The following is a 15,041-nucleotide window of genomic DNA, read 5'->3' on the forward strand; positions in this document are numbered from 1 at the left end:
CCATTCTTACCCGGGGGCTTGGGACACTGGATGGCGTGGGGCAGCTACCAGTCATCGCCGTCGTGGGGCCCACGGCGGCCGGAAAGTCCGATCTGGCCGTGGAATTGGCGATCCGTCTCCGGGGCGAGGCGGTGAACGCCGACTCCATGCAGCTTTACCGAGGAATGGACATCGGCACGGCCAAGTTGACCATCCCCGAACGAAAAGGTGTCACCCACCATTTGTTCGACGTCTGGGACGTCGGCCAGACGGCGAGCGTGGCCGAATACCAGCGGCTCGCCCGTCCCCTGATCGACGGGCTGCTGGCCCGGGGCGTCACCCCGGTGGTCGTCGGGGGCTCGGGCCTGTACGTCCGGGCGATCCTCGACGACCTGGAGTTCCCCGGCACCGACAGCGTGATCCGGGCCAGGCTCGAAGCCGAACTGGCCGAGAGGGGGGTCGCGCCCCTCTACGCCCGCCTCCAGGCCGAAGACCCGGTGGCCGCCGCCGCGATCCTGCCCAGCAACGGGCGGCGGGTGGTGCGCGCCCTGGAGGTCATCGAACTGTCCGGACGGCCGTTCTCGGCCACCATGCCGTCCTACGAGTCGGTCTACCGATCGGTGCAGATCGGGCTGAACATCCCCCGGCCGGTGCTCGACGAGCGCATCGAGCTCCGGGTTCACCGCATGTGGGCGGCCGGTTTCGTGGAAGAGACGCGGAAACTGCACGAGGCCGGCATGGGCCTGACCGCCTCGCGGGCGCTCGGATACGCCCAGGTGATCAAGTACCTCGACGGCGAGTGGACCGAGGAACAGGCCGTCGAGGAGACGGTCCGGGCCACCCGGCGCTTCGCGCGCCGCCAGGAGTCGTGGTTCCGCCGCGATCCCCGGGTGGTCTGGTTGCCCTACGACGCCCCGGACCTGCCTGCTCAAGCGATTAAGGTTGTCCCATGCGCTTCGTGAAGGGTCATGGGACCGAGAACGACTTCGTCCTGCTTCCCGACCCCGAGGGGCGTCTCGACCTCCCCGCGTCGCTCGTGGCGCGGATCTGCGACCGCCGGGCCGGGATCGGCGGCGACGGCGTCCTCCACGTGGTCCCGGCCAAGCTGGTCCCCGAGGTGGAGTCCCAGGCCCCCGAGGCCGAGTGGTTCATGGACTACCGCAACGCCGACGGCAGCCTCGCCGAGATGTGCGGCAACGGTGTGCGGGTGTTCGCGCGCTACCTGGTCGACGCCGGTCTGGCCGAGCCGGGCGAGTTCGGCGTGGCGACCCGGGCCGGGGTCCGGAGGGTGCGCCTCGGCGCGTCCGGCGACGTGCGGGTCGACATGGGCCGGCCGGTCGTCTCGGGCGAGAGCCGGACGGTCCTGAACGGGCGCGAATACCGCGGCCTGCGGGTCAACGTGGGCAACCCCCACCTGGCCTGCGTGATCACCGACCCGGTCACCGAGCTCGACCTGTCGGCCCAGCCGTCCTTCGACCGCCACGCCTTCCCCGACGGCGTCAACATCGAGCTGATCAACCCGATCGGCGACCACTCGGTCTCGATGCGCGTCTACGAGCGCGGCTCCGGCGAGACCCGCTCCTGCGGCACCGGCGCGGTGGCCACGGCGGTGGCCGCCGCCCACGCGGCGGGAGAGGACGAGGGGGTCTGGTCCGTACGCGTGCTCGGCGGTACCCTCACCATCACCCTCGACGGGGAGACCAGCTATCTGGCCGGGCCGGCCGAACTGGTGGCCGAGGGCGACTACCACGGCTGACCGGGTTGCCGAATATTGTTCTGTCTTCCATGCTGGGTGCGCTGAGCAGACCCAGGAGGCGGACATGTACAAGAAGGCGATCGGCGCGCTCGGGGGCCGGTTCATGATCTCCCGCGAGGTCAAGGCCCTCTGCGACGAGCACGGGCTCGGCCGGTGGGAGATGTACTTCCGGGGCCGCTGCGGCGTCCTCGGGGAGGTCCACCCCGATGTGGTGCTGGCCGCCGCGCCGTTCTTCGAGCCCGGCTTCGTGCGCGCCACGTGGGAGGGCGGCCGGTCGCTGCCCGCCGAGAAGGCCGCCGTCCTGTTCGCCGGCGCGTGCGCCGACTGGGGCCGCCGCAACCTCGCCTTCGACGGCGCCGGGCGGCTCGCCGACCTGCTCACCAAAGCCACCGCGGCGGCCTCCCCGGCGGCCGCGCCGCTGTTCGCCGGCTGGCGGGCGCTGCCGCTGCCCGACGACGGCCCGGGCCGCGCCGCCCACGCGCTCCAGGTGGCCAGGGAGCACCGGGGCGGCATGCACGCCGTCGCGGTCGCCGCCGCGGGGCTCGACCTTCTCATGGCCACGATCGTCGGCAGCGACGAGTCCGGCGCGCCGCTCGACTACCGGAGCACTGCCGAGGTGGCCAGGTTTCTGTCGTGGCCGGAGCCCTATCCCGTACCCGCGGAGGAGGATCTGGCGAAGCGCGCGCACGCCGAGCGGCTGACCGACGCGCTGGTCGCGCCCGCATACGACGTGCTCACCGATGGTGAGGCGGCCGAGCTGGGCGAACTGCTGCGCGAGGCACAGGCCGCCGTGAATTAGTGCGCACAGCCGTGCGGACGTTTGGGGCAGCCCTGCTGACCTGGCAGACTGGCTGCCCATGGACGTGGACATCTGGTCGTGGGTCGGCGGCACCCAGCGGCAACTGCACGAGGCGGGAAATGTCGGGCTGGCGATGGCGCTGGGCGACGTTCCCGCGCAGGCCCTCGAAGGCCGCTACGGCCAGCTCGACGTCGTGGCCCCGGCGATCGCGCAGCAGGCCGAGGGCATGGAGCAGCCCTGGCTCGAGCTGTTCGCCCGTTACTGGCACCTGATCGGTCGCGTCGGCGACCGCGCGAACGGCTCCGTGGCCATCGACGACGCGCGTGAGCTCGTCAGCTTCGCCGCCCGCGGTGACGTCGCCGACTGCCCGGCGGCCCCCGGGGCCGTCGAGGTGCTGGCGATCGCCCAGGCCAACACCGACGGGCCCGGCTACGCCGACGAGCGGCTCGGCTCGCTGGGCCGCGCGCTGCAGACCGTGGGGCCCGACTCGCTGGCCTTCTCCGGGCTCACCACCCAATACGTGCTGGCCCTGCTCGACGCCGGCAAGCCCGCCGAGGCCGTCGCCTACGCCGAGGCCGCCGTCGAGCGGCTGCGCGGCGCCGGGCGCGAGGCCTCCTGGGAGCTCGCCGCCATGTCGGCGCGGGCGCTGCTGGCCGCCGGCCGCGCGCAGGACGCCCTTGAGGCGCTCCACGCGGCCAACGGCTTCAAGCCCGACGACCCGGTGGCCAAGGCCCGCCGCGAGGGCATCCTGCACTCCCGCATCCTGGTCGAGCTCGGCCAGGTCCAGCACGCCGTCGAGTCGCTGCCCGACCTCGACGTCGTCGGCGAGCACCCGCGCGACTGGGTCGAGTGGGCGCAGGTCGTCCACCGGCTGTCGGAGCAGGACGCCATCCAGAACTCCTGGCAGCTCGGCCGGATCGTCCGGCAGTGGATGAGCTACTTCGAGACCATGGGCTCCCCGCGCGCCCGCGTCGACCTGGCCTTCACCGGCGCCCGGCTGGCGCTGCGCCGCCAGGGCGTCTGGCAGGCCCGGCTGCTCGCCGACCTGGCCGAGGCCGCCTCGCGCGAGCTGAAGTCGGCCGAGGGCGTCGCCGAGCGGATCGCCGAGCTGCGCGCCGAGTGCGACGCCGCCGTCGAGCTGCCCCCGCCCGGCCCCGAGGCCGAGCTGGTCGCCTACTTCGACGCCGCCGACGGCCGCACCGCCGACCCCGAGCGCTGGGTCGGCTGGTTGTGGCCCCTGTCGGGCAAAGACCTCGAGGCGACCCGCCGCCACACCACCACCCTCGGCTTCCTGGGCTACGCGCCCACCGGCGCCGACGTCTACTGGCAGATGGCCGCCGTCCAGGGCGACCCGGCGCAGGCCGACCCCGAAGACATCGCCTACCTGACCGGCCTCCTCATCGAGGCGGGGCAGGACGAACGTGTCCACGACCTCGCGGCCCGCCTGAAGGCGCCCGCCTCCCACCTGGCCCTGGCCCGCCTCCACCGGGCGCGCGAGCGCTGGGAGGAGACCGCCGACGAGGCCGAGAAGGCCGCCAAGGGCGGCGCCGGCCTCGAGTCGCTGCGCCTGTGGTCGGGCGCCGTGCAGCAGCTCGGCGACAACGTGCGCGCCGCCGAGATCCTCCGCCCGATCATCGACGGCGACGTCGAGGGCGAGGAAGAGGACATCTGGCGCGTGATCGTGCTGGCGACGGCCGCCGAAGACTGGGTGACCGTCCGCAAGGGCGCGGCCCGGCTCGGCATGCCGATCCAGTCGCCCGAGGGCCCGATCGAGGAGGAGTGGCACCTCATCCGCGCCATCCTCCCCGCGCCCGACGGCAGCCAGCGCGAGGTCCTCGCGGTCCGCACCGGCCCCGCCACCGCCCGGCTCGCCATCCCGCAGCCGCGCGGCATGGAATACAACGCCGGCGACATCGTGGTCATCGACCCGCGCCCGCTGGAGCCGGTGCCCGAGTCCGAGGAGGAGAAGGAGAACTTCGTCATCCCGTTCGCCGGGGTCACGATGCTCCGTCCGGGCGGCTACACGAGCTGGTTCTTCGACGGCGCCGCCCCGACCGACGAGGAGTGGTCGGAGTTCGACGAGCTGATGGCCGAGCGCGGCTGGCCGATGTGGGTCTACTCCGACAAGAACTACACGGTCACCCACCCCGGCACCGGCGAGCAGCTCCCGGGCGTGTTCGGCTGGATCGCGATCCCGCCCGACGCCAGCCCGACCGAGCTCGACGCCGTGCTCGACGACGTGACCGAGACGTGGGTCCACCCGCTGGCCTGGCTCGACCTGGCCCGCGAGGTCGGCGTCGAGGCCGAGCGCCACGAGCACATCGTGAAGGAGTACGGCCTCTAGAACTTGGTTCGGTATCGTGGCGGCCGTGATTCTCGAACGATTTCGTCTGGACGGGAAGGTCGCGGTCGTCACGGGGGCCTCGTCGGGCCTGGGCGTGGCCTTCGCCCGGGGCCTGGCCGAGGCCGGGGCCGACGTCGCCATCGGCGCGCGGCGGGCCGAACGGCTGGAGGAGACACGGCGGCTGGTCGAGGAGACCGGCCGCCGTTGTGTCGCCGTGGCCACCGACGTGACCTCGCCCGACGACTGCGCCGCGCTGGTCTCCGCTGCGGTCGCCGAGCTGGGCGGCGTCGACATCCTGATCAACAACGCCGGGGTCGGCACCGCCGTGCCCGCGCTCAAGGAGACGGCCGAGGAGTTCCGCGCCGTCGTCGACGTCAACCTCAACGGGGCCTTTCACATGGCGCAGGCCTGCGCCCGGGTGATGCGGCCCGGCTCCTCGATCGTGAACATCGGCAGCATCCTGGGCGAGACGACCGGGGGGTTGCCGCAGGCGGCCTACTCGGCGTCCAAGGCGGCGCTGACCGGGCTGACCCGGGATCTGGCGCAGCAGTGGACCGGCCGCCGGGGCATCCGGGTCAACTGCCTCGAACCGGGGTTCTTCGCCTCGGAGATGACGTCGCAGTACCCCGAGGGCTACCTGGACAAGGCGCTGGCGCTGCGGGTGCCCGCCGGGCGGGTGGGGGAGGCCGAGGAGCTGGTCTGCGCGGCGATCTTCCTGGCTTCGGACGCCGGATCGTACGTGACCGGGGCGGTGCTCCCGGTGGACGGCGGAATCCTGATCACCTGACCTCTTAAAGCCGGAAATTTGGGCATTTGCTATACCTGGGCAGGCAATTTCATGACCTGGGGGTGGGCGGTGCTGCGCAGACTGGGCGCCGGGTTCGTGCTGGCGGGATTACTCGTGTCGGGCTGCGGCGCGATCGAGGCGGCGGCGCCGCCCGGCGACACGAAGGACGGGGGGTCGTCGTCCGGGACCAACCCCCTCGACAACCCCGAGGGCACCAAGCCCGGTCTGGCGGCGATCACCTCGGAGGCCGACCGCAAGGAGGCCCGGGAGCTCATCGAGAAGGTCGAGACCAAGGGGCGCGGCCCGCGAACCGGTTACGACCGGGAGGACTTCGGCTACGCCTGGGCCGACAACGCCGACGGCATCCCGCTCGCCCGCAACGGCTGCGACACCCGCAACGACCTCCTCCAGCGCGACGGCGAGGACGTCGAGTTCCGCAGCGGCTCCGACTGCGTGGTGGTGTCGATGACCCTCGACGACCCCTACACGGGCAAGACGATCGACTGGCGCAAGGAGGACGCGGCCGAGGTCCAGATCGACCACGTGATCCCGCTGTCATACAGCTGGCAGATGGGCTCCTCGCGGTGGAGCGAGGCCGAGCGCAAGCGGCTGGCCAACGATCCGCTCAACCTGATCCCGGTCGACGGCTCGACGAACGGCTCGAAGAGCGACTCGGGCCCGGCGTCGTGGTTACCGCCGGTGCGGAAGATCCGCTGCTCCTACGTGGTGAGGTTCGCCCAGGTGGCGCTCAAGTATGACCTGCCGGTCACCACGGCCGACAAGGACATCATGCTCACGCAGTGTGCCTGACCACGGGGTGCCTAGTCATCTCCCGCCTCGCACCTCCAGCGCCGCGAGCAGTTTCGCGCTCGCGGCGGTGATCTCGGCGACCGCGTCGTTGAAGGCCGCCGCGTTGTGGGCGGCGGGGGCGCGGAAGCCGCTGATCTTGCGGACGTACTGGAGCGCCGCGGCCTCGATGTCGTTGTCGGTCACGTCGTCGGCGTAGGGCGGGCGCAGGGTCTTGATGCTTCGGCACATGCCCTCAACCTAGCCCCGTCCCCCGACAGATCAGCCGGACCTGGGGGCGAAGACCTCCGCGCCGAAGTCGTCGGCGATCTTCCGCAGGCCCCGGGCCAGTTCGTCGCGGTCGAGGGCGGAGATGCGCTCGGCCGGGCCCGACACCGACATGGCCGCCACCACCCGCGCGCCGTCGGCCACCGGGACCGCCAGGCAATGGACGCCCGACTCCTCCTCGCCGAGGTCCATGGCGTATCCCCGGTCGGCCACCAGCGACAACTCCGTCATCATGGCCCCGACGGTGGTGATGGTGCGGTCGGTCCGCCGGGGGAGGCCGGTCCGTTCGAACACCGCCGCCGCGTTCGGGTGGTCGGCCAGCAGGACCTTGCCGACGGCGGTGCTGTGAGGCAACACCCGGCGGCCGACCTCGGCGAACATCCGCAGCCGCCGGGGGGAGGGGACCTGGGCGACGTACACCACGAAGTCGCCCTCCAGGACGGCCATGTTGGCCGTCTCACCGGACAGTTCCACCATCTTCGCCAGGTAGGGCTCGGCCCACGAACCCACCAGCCGTTCGGCCGCGCCGCCGATCCGGACGAGCGCGCCGCCCAGCGCGTATCGCCGGTCGGACTCCTGCCGGACATACCCGCGCAGGAGGAGGGTCTGGAGCAGGCGGTGGATGGTGCCGTAGGGCAGGCCGGTCCGGGCCGCGATCTCCGACAGGCCCGCCTCGCCGCCGTGGTCGGCCAGGGCTTCGAGCACGTCGAGCGCGCGCTCGACCGACTGGACGCTCACCGCACCGTCCCCAGCCCCCGGAGCGAGGCGTCGAGGACCTGGGCGGTGTGCGCGACGGGGATGGGCGGGCGGCCGAGCCGCCGCATGGCGGTCGTGATCTGCATGGTGCAGCCGGGGTTGGCGGACACGAGCAGGTCGGCGCCGGTCTCCTCGACCCGGACCGCCTTGCGTTCCCCCAGCTCCCGCGCCGGGGCGGGCTGGAAGAGGTTGTAGGTGCCGGCCGACCCGCAGCAGATGGCCGACTCGGAGATCTCCCGCACCTTCAGGTCGGGGATCTCGCCCAGCAGCTCACGCGGTTGCGCCCGCACCCCCTGCGCGTGGGCCAGGTGGCAGGCGTCGTGGTAGGCCACGGTCAGCGGCAGCGGGTGGCGTTCGGCCACCGGGCCCAGCTCGACCAGGTATTCGGCCAGGTCGCGGACCTTCAGCCGGGACGCCCGGAGCCGCCAGTCGGGGTCGTCGGCCAGCACGTCGGCGTAGTCCTTCATCGACGACCCGCAGCCGGCGGCGTTGACCACGACGGTGTCGACGCCCGCCTTCTCGAAGGTGGCGATGGTCTTCTTGGCGAACGTGCGCGCGTCGTACCCGGAGTGCAGGGACAACGCCCCGCAGCACCCCTGACCTCGGGGGATCACCACGTCGCAGCCTTCGAGCGCGAGCACCCGAGCCGTCGCCCGGTTCACGTCGGGGAAGAACGCCCCCTGCACACACCCGGTCAGCAACCCCACCCGGGCCCGCCGCCGCCCCCGCGCCCGGACGAGCGCGGGCAGCGGCCTGGTGCGCGACCGGGGCGGCGTGAGCTCGGCCAGCGCCCCGAGCGTCGGATGCACCCGCTCCAGGAACGGCGCCAGCCGCCGGTTGAGCCGGGTGAACGGCTTGACCAGGCGCAACCGCCGCGGATAGGGGAACAGGGCGAACACCAGCGCCCGGACCGCCCGGTCACGGGGTTCGCGGGTGTGCTCCCGCTCGACGACCGGGCGGGTGTGCTCGATGAGCCGGTCGTACTGAACCCCCGAAGGGCACGCCGTCACGCACGCCATGCAGCCCAGGCACGCGTCGAAGTGGCCGGCCATCTCGGGCGACATCGGGACGCCCTCGTTGTGCTGGGCCATCAGGTGGATGCGGCCGCGGGGGGAGTCCATCTCCTCGCCCCACAACACGTAGGTCGGGCACGTCGGCAGGCAGAAGCCGCAGTGCACGCAGTCTTTGATCAGCTCTGGGTCCATGTCAGACGCCTCCCGCGAGCCGGCCCGGCGACATGCGCCGCTCGGGGTCGAACCGCTCCTTGACCCGCCGCATCAGCGGCAGCGACGGGATCGGGCCCCACCGGTCGCCGGTGAAGTCACCGGCCAGGCCCACCAGACGGGCGTCGGCGGGCAGCCGCGAACGCCACGCGTCGAGATCGGTCACGCCGGAGGCCAGGTAGACGCCGGTGGCGAGCGAGCCGCGTACCGACACCCCCTCCGGCACGTGGGGCGCCACGCGGCAGCGCAGCGACGCGAGCGGCAGGCCCGGCGGGCGGCCCCACCACGACGGCGCGCCGACGTGCACCTCGCCGCCCCCGAACACCTCACGGGCGGCCTCGGCGCGGTCGCCGGCCGCCGAGCCCTCGAACAGGGCCGCCACCGTCGACATGCCCTCGGCCGGGTGGTCGATCTCGACGGCGCTCGGTTCGAGCTGCGACCGCAGCAGCGCCCCGGCGTCCTCCCAGCCCTCGCACTCGAAGGTGAGCCACCGGCGGTCGGCGGGCAGCGGGTGGAGCCGGAACGTCGCCTCGGCGATCACGCCCAGGGTGCCGTAGGAGCCGGTGAACAACTTGCCGAGGTCGTAGCCGGCGACGTTCTTCACCACCTTGCCGCCGGCCCGCGCGATCGTGCCGTCGGCCAGCACGACCGTCACCCCGATCAGCAGGTCGCGGGCGTTGCCGTAGCGGAAGGCGCGCGGGCCCGGCGACGGGGCGGCCAGAGTGCCCCCGATGGTCGCCCCCGGGAACGGCACGTCGAGCGCCAGCTCCTGCCCCGACTTGGCCAGCACCTCGGCCAGCCGGGCCGTCGTGATGCCCGCCTGGACGCGGACCACCAGGTCGCCCGCCACGTGTTCGAGGACCTCGTGCATGGCCGACAGGTCGAGCAGCACGTCGAGGCGCTCCGGCGGGGCCGCCCAGCAGAGCTTGGTGCGCCCCCCGGCCGGGGTCACGGCCAGCCCGCCGTCGGCGCAGGCGCCCAGCACGACCGAGACCTCCTCAAGGGTCTCGGGCAGCGCGACCCAGCGGGGGACCACCCCGCCCACCGCGTCGGCGGGGCCGCCGTCGCGGACCGTCACCCTCGTGTGGCCCAGCATCAGAAGATCTCCCCGGGTGATCCCTTGCGGACGCGGGGCACCTCGCCGCAGAGCCGCGGCGTCGGGAACACCTTGCCCGGGTTCGACCGGCCGCCGGGGTCGAACGCGCAGCGCACCCGCTGCATGGTGTCGAGGTCGGCGTCGGTGAACATCCTCGGCATGTAGCGCGCCTTGTCGACGCCCACGCCGTGTTCGCCGGTGATCGAGCCGCCGTGCAGGATGCACAGGTCGAGGATCCGGCCGCTGACCACCTCGGCCCGCTCGCCCTCGCCGGGCGCGGTGTCGTCGAACAGCACCAGCGGGTGGAGGTTGCCGTCGCCGGCGTGGAAGACGTTGGCGACCCGGATGCCGAACTCCGTCTGCAGCGCGTCGATCCCGGCCAGCACCTCGCCGAGGGAGGTCCGCGGGACCACGCCGTCCTGGACGATGTAGGCGGGGCTGATGCGGCCGACCGCGGCGAAGGCCGACTTGCGGCCCTTCCAGATCTTGGCCCGCTCCTCCGCCGAGGCGGCCACCCGCTGCTCGAACGAGCCCGTCGCCACGCAGATGGCGATCACCTCGGCGAGCTGCGACTCGACGTCCGGCGTGGGCCCGTCGAGCTCGACGATCAGCACCGCCCCGGCGTCGGCGGGATAGCCGCAGGCCACGGCCGCTTCGGCGGCCTCGATCGCGAGGGCGTCCATCATCTCGATCGCGGCGGGCAGGATGCCCGCGCCGACGATCGACGACACCGCCTGGCCGCCCGCCTCGATGGTCTCGAACGCGGCCAGCAGGGTCGTCACCGCTTCGGGTGCGCGCATCAGCCGGACGGTGATCTTGGTGGCGATGCCGAGGGTGCCCTCCGACCCCACGAACGCGCCGAGCAGGTCGTAGCCGAAGTCGTCTTCGGAGATCTCGACGATCTCCCCGTCGGGCGTGACGATCTCCAGGGCCTGGACGTGGTTCACGGTGAACCCGTATTTGAGGCAGTGGGCCCCGCCCGAGTTCTCGGCCACGTTGCCGCCGATCGAGCAGATCTGCTGGCTCGACGGGTCGGGCGCGTAGTAGTAGCCCTGGTCGCGGACCGCCTCGGTGATCGCCAGGTTGGTCACCCCGGGCTCCACGACGGCCTGCCGCCGGTCGAGGTCGACCGACAGGATCCGCCGCATCCGCGACGTCACGATGAGCACCCCGTCGGAGCGCGGCAGCGCGCCGCCCGACAGGCCCGTGCCCGAGCCGCGCGCCACGAACGGCACGCCGAACTCGGCGCACGCCTTCACCACCGCCGCGACCTCCGCCGCGGTCTCCGGCAGGACCACGACCATCGGGGTCGCGCGATGGTAGGTGAGGCCGTCGCACTCGTAGGTGCGCAGCCGGACCGGGTCGGTGATGACCCGGTCAGGCGGAAAGATCGCTTCGAGCCGGTCGAACACCGTCACGGCATCTGAGAATACGCCGGAAGAGTCAAAAACTCGGCGAAGTCGTCGTCAAGAGCGACCTCTTTGAACAGCGCGGTGGCCTGGGCGAACAGGGCCTCGTCCCAGACCGGCTCGGTCCTGATCTTGGCGAGCTCCTCGTCGATGATCCGCTCGACCAGCTCCTTGGTGACCACCTCGCGGGTGTCGGCGAGCTCGATGTCGTTGTGGATCCACTGCCAGATCTGCGACCGGGAGATCTCGGCGGTGGCGGCGTCCTCCATCAGGTTGTGGATGGCCACCGCGCCGCTGCCGCCCATCCAGGCCGCGAGGTAGCGCAGCGCGACGTCGACGTTGTTGCGCAGGCCGGTCTCGGTGATCTCGCCGGGGGTCTTGGAGACCGCCAGCAGGTCTTCGGCGGTGACGCTCACGTCCTCGCGCAGCCGGTCGAGCTGGTTCGGCCGGTCGCCGAGCACGCCGTCGAAGACCTCCTTGCAGATCGGCACCAGGTCGGGGTGGGCCACCCACGAGCCGTCGAAGCCGTCGCCCGACTCGCGCGTCTTGTCGGCCCGCACCTTCTCCAGGGCCACCGCGTTCACCTCGGGGTCGCGCCGCGAGGGGATGAAGGCGGCCATCCCGCCGATGGCGTGGGCGCCGCGCTTGTGGCAGGTCCGCACCAGCAGTTCGGTGTACGCCCGCATGAAGGGCGCCGTCATCGTCACCGTGTTGCGTTCGGGCAGCAGGAACTCGCGGCCCCGGGTGCGGAACTTCTTGATCACGCTGAACAGGTAGTCCCACCGGCCGGCGTTGAGCCCGGCGGAGTGGTCGCGCAGTTCGTAGAGGATCTCCTCCATCTCGAAGGCCGCCGGGTAGGTCTCGATCAGCACCGTGGCCCGGACGGTGCCCACCGGGAGGCCGAGTGTGTTCTGGGCGGCGACGAACACGTCGTTCCAGAGGCGGGCCTCCAGGTGGGACTCGATCTTCGGGAGGTAGAAGTAGGGGCCCTTGCCCTTGGCCAGCAGGCGGCGGGCGTTGTGGAAGAAGTAGAGCGCGAAGTCGAACAGCGACGCCGAGACCGGCCGCCCGTCGACGGTCAGGTGCTTCTCGTCGAGGTGCCAGCCGCGCGGGCGGACCACGATCGTGGCCAGCTCGTCGTCGGGCCGGAGCGCGTAGGTCTTGCCGCCGCTCTCGAAGTCGATCTCGCGGTCGAGCGCCGACCGCAGGTTGAGCTGCCCGTTGACGTTGTTCTCCCAGGTGGGGGAGTTGGCGTCCTCGAAGTCGGCCAGCCACACCTTGGCGCCGGAGTTGAGCGCGTTGATGGTCATCTTGCGGTCGACCGGGCCGGTGATCTCGACCCGGCGGTCCTCCAGGCCGAACGCCGGGGGCGCCACCTGCCAGTCGCCGCGCCTGATCTCCTCCGTTTCGGGAAGGAACCCCAGCATGCCCCCCGCCGACAGTTCGGCCTGGCGGGCCTGGCGGGCGGCCAGCAGCTCGCGGCGGCGGCCGTCGAAGGCCCGGTGGAGATCGGCCACGAAGGCGAGGGCCTCGGGGGTGAGGATCTCGTCGAACCGGTCGGACATCGGGCCGTGGATCTCAACTCCGTTGGTCATCGCCCACTCTTTTCCATGATGTGGAAATCGTCTTCTATCCAATGGAAGATTATCAGAGGGCGTTCCTGAGGGTCCTCTCAGGGAGCCCTGGGGGCCATCCCCGATGGGAGGGCGGGCCCCGGGCTCACAGACTGTGGGCATGAGAATGAAGAGCATCGCGGCCGCGGGCCTGCTGGCCGGATCCGCGCTGGTCCTGACCGCCTGCGGCGATCTCGGCCTCGACTTCGGCCCCCGCAGCCAGGCGGTCGAGAAGTACGACGTCACCGACGCCGTCTCCACCCTGCGCATCCAGAGCGGGTCGGGCGACGTGGTCGTCACCGAGTCGGCCCGGACCGGCATCGCGGTGACCGAGACCCTCCACTACCGGGGCGACAAGCCGGCCGACGGCCACGAGGTCGGGAACGGCACCCTGACCCTCGCCTACACGTGCGAGGACTGCTCGATCGACTACGACGTGCAGGTGCCCAAGGGCCTGAACGTCAAGGTCGACACCGGTTCCGGCGAGATCACGCTGCGTGCCCTCAGCGGGCCGGTCGACGTCTCCACCGGCTCGGGCGAGGTCGACGCCAGCGACCTGCTCGCCAAGACCTTCGTCGCCGAGTCCGGCTCGGGCAGCGTCGAGGCGAGGTTCGGCGCCGCCCCCGACTCGGTCACCATCGAGAGCGGTTCGGGCGACGGCATCGCGTGGGTCCCCGGCGGCGCCTACCACGCCACCCTCCACACCGGCTCGGGCGAGCAGACCCTCGAAGTGACCAACGACCCGGCCTCCCCCAAGAAGATCGTCATCCAGACCGGCTCGGGCGACAGCAAGGTCCTCAAGCTCTAGACCACGGGGTGGTTCGAGCGGAACGTTCCCAGGGGGTCGCGCCGGGCCTTGATCCGGCGCAGGCGGGCGTACGTCCCGGCGGGGAAGGCCGCCTCGGCCGGTTCGTCGTGGCCGAGGAACGTGAACACCTTGCGGTCCGACGTCCAGGGGCCCAGGGCCCGGGCGATCGAGGCCTGCCGCTCCCTGATCGGCCCGGCCAGCTCCGGCCAGGGCAGCATGCCGGCGGCGTGGACCTGGTACTTCTCCGTCAGGTGGCCGCACGCGCCCCCGTCGGGACGCGCCACCGCCAGGGCGCCGCCGAGGTGGCGGATCATCACGAACGTGAGCGGGGCGACCGTGCCGGGGCCGGTCGCGGCCAGCAGCGTGGCGGCGGCCCGGTCGTCGAGGTCGGTCAGCAGGTGCGAGGTGACCAGCGCGGGGGTGGGGTCGGTCGGCTCCATGCAGATCTCGCCGAGCCGGTCGACCGGCAGCATGCCCCGGGTGTCCATGATCGCGCCGGGGATCGTGTCGAAGCGGGCCAGCAGTTCCCGCGCCTCCTGCTCGCCGCCCAGGTAGGTGGCGTCGAGGCAGACCGCCGACAGGCCGCGCAGCGGCTCGGGCAGCTCGGGGAACGGCGGGAGCTGGAGCAGGCTGAACCACACGGTCAGCTCGTCGGGGGCGGTACGGGTGACCTCGCGGAAGGCGGCCAGCACCTCCGCGGCGCGGGCGGCGGGCCACATGATCCGGCCGCCGAACAACTCGGGGGCGGGGAACAGGCGGATCTCGACGGCGGTGACGATCGCGTAGTCGCCGCCGCCCCCGCGCAGCGCCCAGAACAGGTCGGGGTCGCTCTCGGCGGTCACCCGCTGGTGGTCGCCCTGGGCGTCCACCAGCTCGAAGGCCACGACGTTGTCGGCCGCGAAGCCGTGGCGGCGGCCGAACCAGCTCAGCCCGCCGCCGAGCACGAACCCGGTCACGCTGACCGCGCCCGTGCTGCCGGCCAGGCCGGTCAGGCCGTGCTTGGCGGCGGCGGTCAGCACCTCCTGCCAGGAGGCCCCGGCCTCCACCCGGGCCACCCGCTCCTCGGGGCGCACGTGCACCGCCCGCATCCGGGAGGTGCGCAGCAGGATCGCCCCCTCGAACCCGGCCGACGGCGCGTGGCCGTTGGGCTGGGTGGCGATCGACAGGCCGTACAGGCTCGCGTGCCGGACCACGGCCGCCACGTCGGCGGCGTCCTCGGCCTCGACGACCGCCAGAACGTGCTGGTCGACCGCGCCGTCCCAGGGCTCGCGGGCCCGGTCGAACCCCTCGTCACCGGCGGCCAGCACACGGCCGCGGACCACCTGCCGCAAGTCGTTGATCATGATTCCTCCTCGTTCGTCTGCGTCGAGGATCGATCGGGCCATTTGTGACCGGGT

14 protein-coding genes are annotated in these 15,041 nt (G+C 72.3%); 7 read left to right on the forward strand and 7 right to left on the reverse strand.

Annotated elements, in window-relative coordinates:
• The first annotated feature begins 35 nt into the window (after positions 1-35).
• The 6 genes from miaA (at position 36) to QSK34_RS01070 (ending at position 6,475) form a co-directional block, all read left to right on the forward strand.
• Positions 36-941 carry a tRNA (adenosine(37)-N6)-dimethylallyltransferase MiaA gene (miaA, locus tag QSK34_RS01045; RefSeq protein WP_285578901.1) on the forward strand — a complete coding sequence of 302 codons (906 nt, stop codon included), beginning with the start codon at positions 36-38 and terminating at the stop codon, positions 939-941.
• The gene (gene dapF / locus QSK34_RS01050) at positions 929-1,735 is read left to right on the forward strand and encodes a diaminopimelate epimerase (RefSeq protein WP_285578903.1); all 807 of its coding nucleotides are present in this window, start codon (positions 929-931) and stop codon (positions 1,733-1,735) included. Before miaA ends, dapF begins: the two co-directional genes overlap by 13 nt.
• A gap of 64 nt (positions 1,736-1,799) precedes the next feature.
• Positions 1,800-2,534, forward strand: a complete 735-nt coding sequence (locus QSK34_RS01055; protein WP_285578905.1) for an SCO6745 family protein — start codon at positions 1,800-1,802, stop codon at positions 2,532-2,534.
• 58 nt (positions 2,535-2,592) lie between these two features.
• Entirely contained in the window at positions 2,593-4,878 is a 2,286-nt protein-coding gene (locus QSK34_RS01060) for a tetratricopeptide repeat protein (protein ID WP_285578909.1), read from the forward strand.
• A gap of 25 nt (positions 4,879-4,903) precedes the next feature.
• On the forward strand, positions 4,904-5,665 hold the full coding sequence (locus tag QSK34_RS01065; protein WP_285578912.1) for an SDR family NAD(P)-dependent oxidoreductase: 762 nt from the start codon (positions 4,904-4,906) through the stop codon (positions 5,663-5,665).
• Between the two features lie 51 nt (positions 5,666-5,716).
• On the forward strand, positions 5,717-6,475 hold the full coding sequence (locus tag QSK34_RS01070; RefSeq protein ID WP_285578914.1) for an HNH endonuclease family protein: 759 nt from the start codon (positions 5,717-5,719) through the stop codon (positions 6,473-6,475).
• Between the two features lie 15 nt (positions 6,476-6,490).
• Here QSK34_RS01070 and QSK34_RS01075 read toward each other — a convergent pair whose 3' ends face one another.
• Genes QSK34_RS01075 through aceB form a run of 6 tightly spaced genes read right to left on the reverse strand, consistent with a single transcriptional unit; the run spans position 6,491 to position 12,818 of the window.
• On the reverse strand, positions 6,491-6,703 hold the full coding sequence (locus QSK34_RS01075; protein ID WP_161480438.1) for a DUF2277 family protein: 213 nt from the start codon (positions 6,701-6,703) through the stop codon (positions 6,491-6,493).
• 30 nt (positions 6,704-6,733) lie between these two features.
• The gene (locus QSK34_RS01080; RefSeq protein WP_285578915.1) at positions 6,734-7,477 is read right to left on the reverse strand and encodes an IclR family transcriptional regulator; all 744 of its coding nucleotides are present in this window, start codon (positions 7,475-7,477) and stop codon (positions 6,734-6,736) included.
• A complete protein-coding gene (locus QSK34_RS01085) occupies positions 7,474-8,700 on the reverse strand; it encodes a (Fe-S)-binding protein (protein WP_161480436.1) in 1,227 nt (408 codons plus the stop codon). The genes QSK34_RS01080 and QSK34_RS01085 overlap by 4 nt, the downstream gene beginning before the upstream one ends.
• A 1-nt stretch (position 8,701) precedes the next feature.
• Positions 8,702-9,814, reverse strand: coding sequence for an FAD-binding oxidoreductase (locus tag QSK34_RS01090; RefSeq protein ID WP_285578918.1), 1,113 nt, complete (start codon positions 9,812-9,814; stop codon positions 8,702-8,704).
• Entirely contained in the window at positions 9,814-11,232 is a 1,419-nt protein-coding gene (locus tag QSK34_RS01095; protein ID WP_285578920.1) for an FAD-linked oxidase C-terminal domain-containing protein, read from the reverse strand. Before QSK34_RS01095 ends, QSK34_RS01090 begins: the two co-directional genes overlap by 1 nt.
• Positions 11,229-12,818, reverse strand: coding sequence for a malate synthase A (aceB, locus tag QSK34_RS01100; RefSeq protein ID WP_285578921.1), 1,590 nt, complete (start codon positions 12,816-12,818; stop codon positions 11,229-11,231). The genes QSK34_RS01095 and aceB overlap by 4 nt, the downstream gene beginning before the upstream one ends.
• 139 nt (positions 12,819-12,957) lie before the next feature.
• On the opposite strand from aceB, the gene QSK34_RS01105 reads away from it, so the two are divergent.
• On the forward strand, positions 12,958-13,644 hold the full coding sequence (locus QSK34_RS01105; protein WP_235966697.1) for a DUF4097 family beta strand repeat-containing protein: 687 nt from the start codon (positions 12,958-12,960) through the stop codon (positions 13,642-13,644).
• On the opposite strand, the gene QSK34_RS01110 is transcribed toward QSK34_RS01105, so the two are convergent.
• Entirely contained in the window at positions 13,641-14,987 is a 1,347-nt protein-coding gene (locus tag QSK34_RS01110; protein WP_285578924.1) for an FAD-binding oxidoreductase, read from the reverse strand. The genes QSK34_RS01105 and QSK34_RS01110 overlap by 4 nt on opposite strands.
• Positions 14,988-15,041: the final 54 nt, after the last annotated feature.

It is taken from the genome of Herbidospora sp. NBRC 101105 (genome assembly GCF_030269205.1).
GTDB lineage: Bacteria > Actinomycetota > Actinomycetes > Streptosporangiales > Streptosporangiaceae > Herbidospora > Herbidospora solisilvae.

What these genes read in the sequence shown, in the direction of transcription:
- dapF (WP_285578903.1), top strand. Translation starts at nt 929, where the DNA reads ATGCGCTTCGTGAAGGGTCATGGGACCGAGAACGACTTCGTCCTGCTT.
- QSK34_RS01055 (WP_285578905.1), top strand. Translation starts at nt 1,800, where the DNA reads ATGTACAAGAAGGCGATCGGCGCGCTCGGGGGCCGGTTCATGATCTCC.
- QSK34_RS01090 (WP_285578918.1), bottom strand. Translation starts at nt 9,814, where the DNA reads ATGCTGGGCCACACGAGGGTGACGGTCCGCGACGGCGGCCCCGCCGAC.
- QSK34_RS01110 (WP_285578924.1), bottom strand. Translation starts at nt 14,987, where the DNA reads ATGATCAACGACTTGCGGCAGGTGGTCCGCGGCCGTGTGCTGGCCGCC.
- QSK34_RS01105 (WP_235966697.1), top strand. Translation starts at nt 12,958, where the DNA reads ATGAGAATGAAGAGCATCGCGGCCGCGGGCCTGCTGGCCGGATCCGCG.
- QSK34_RS01070 (WP_285578914.1), top strand. Translation starts at nt 5,717, where the DNA reads ATGACCTGGGGGTGGGCGGTGCTGCGCAGACTGGGCGCCGGGTTCGTG.
- aceB (WP_285578921.1), bottom strand. Translation starts at nt 12,818, where the DNA reads ATGACCAACGGAGTTGAGATCCACGGCCCGATGTCCGACCGGTTCGAC.
- QSK34_RS01085 (WP_161480436.1), bottom strand. Translation starts at nt 8,700, where the DNA reads ATGGACCCAGAGCTGATCAAAGACTGCGTGCACTGCGGCTTCTGCCTG.
- QSK34_RS01060 (WP_285578909.1), top strand. Translation starts at nt 2,593, where the DNA reads ATGGACGTGGACATCTGGTCGTGGGTCGGCGGCACCCAGCGGCAACTG.
- QSK34_RS01075 (WP_161480438.1), bottom strand. Translation starts at nt 6,703, where the DNA reads ATGTGCCGAAGCATCAAGACCCTGCGCCCGCCCTACGCCGACGACGTG.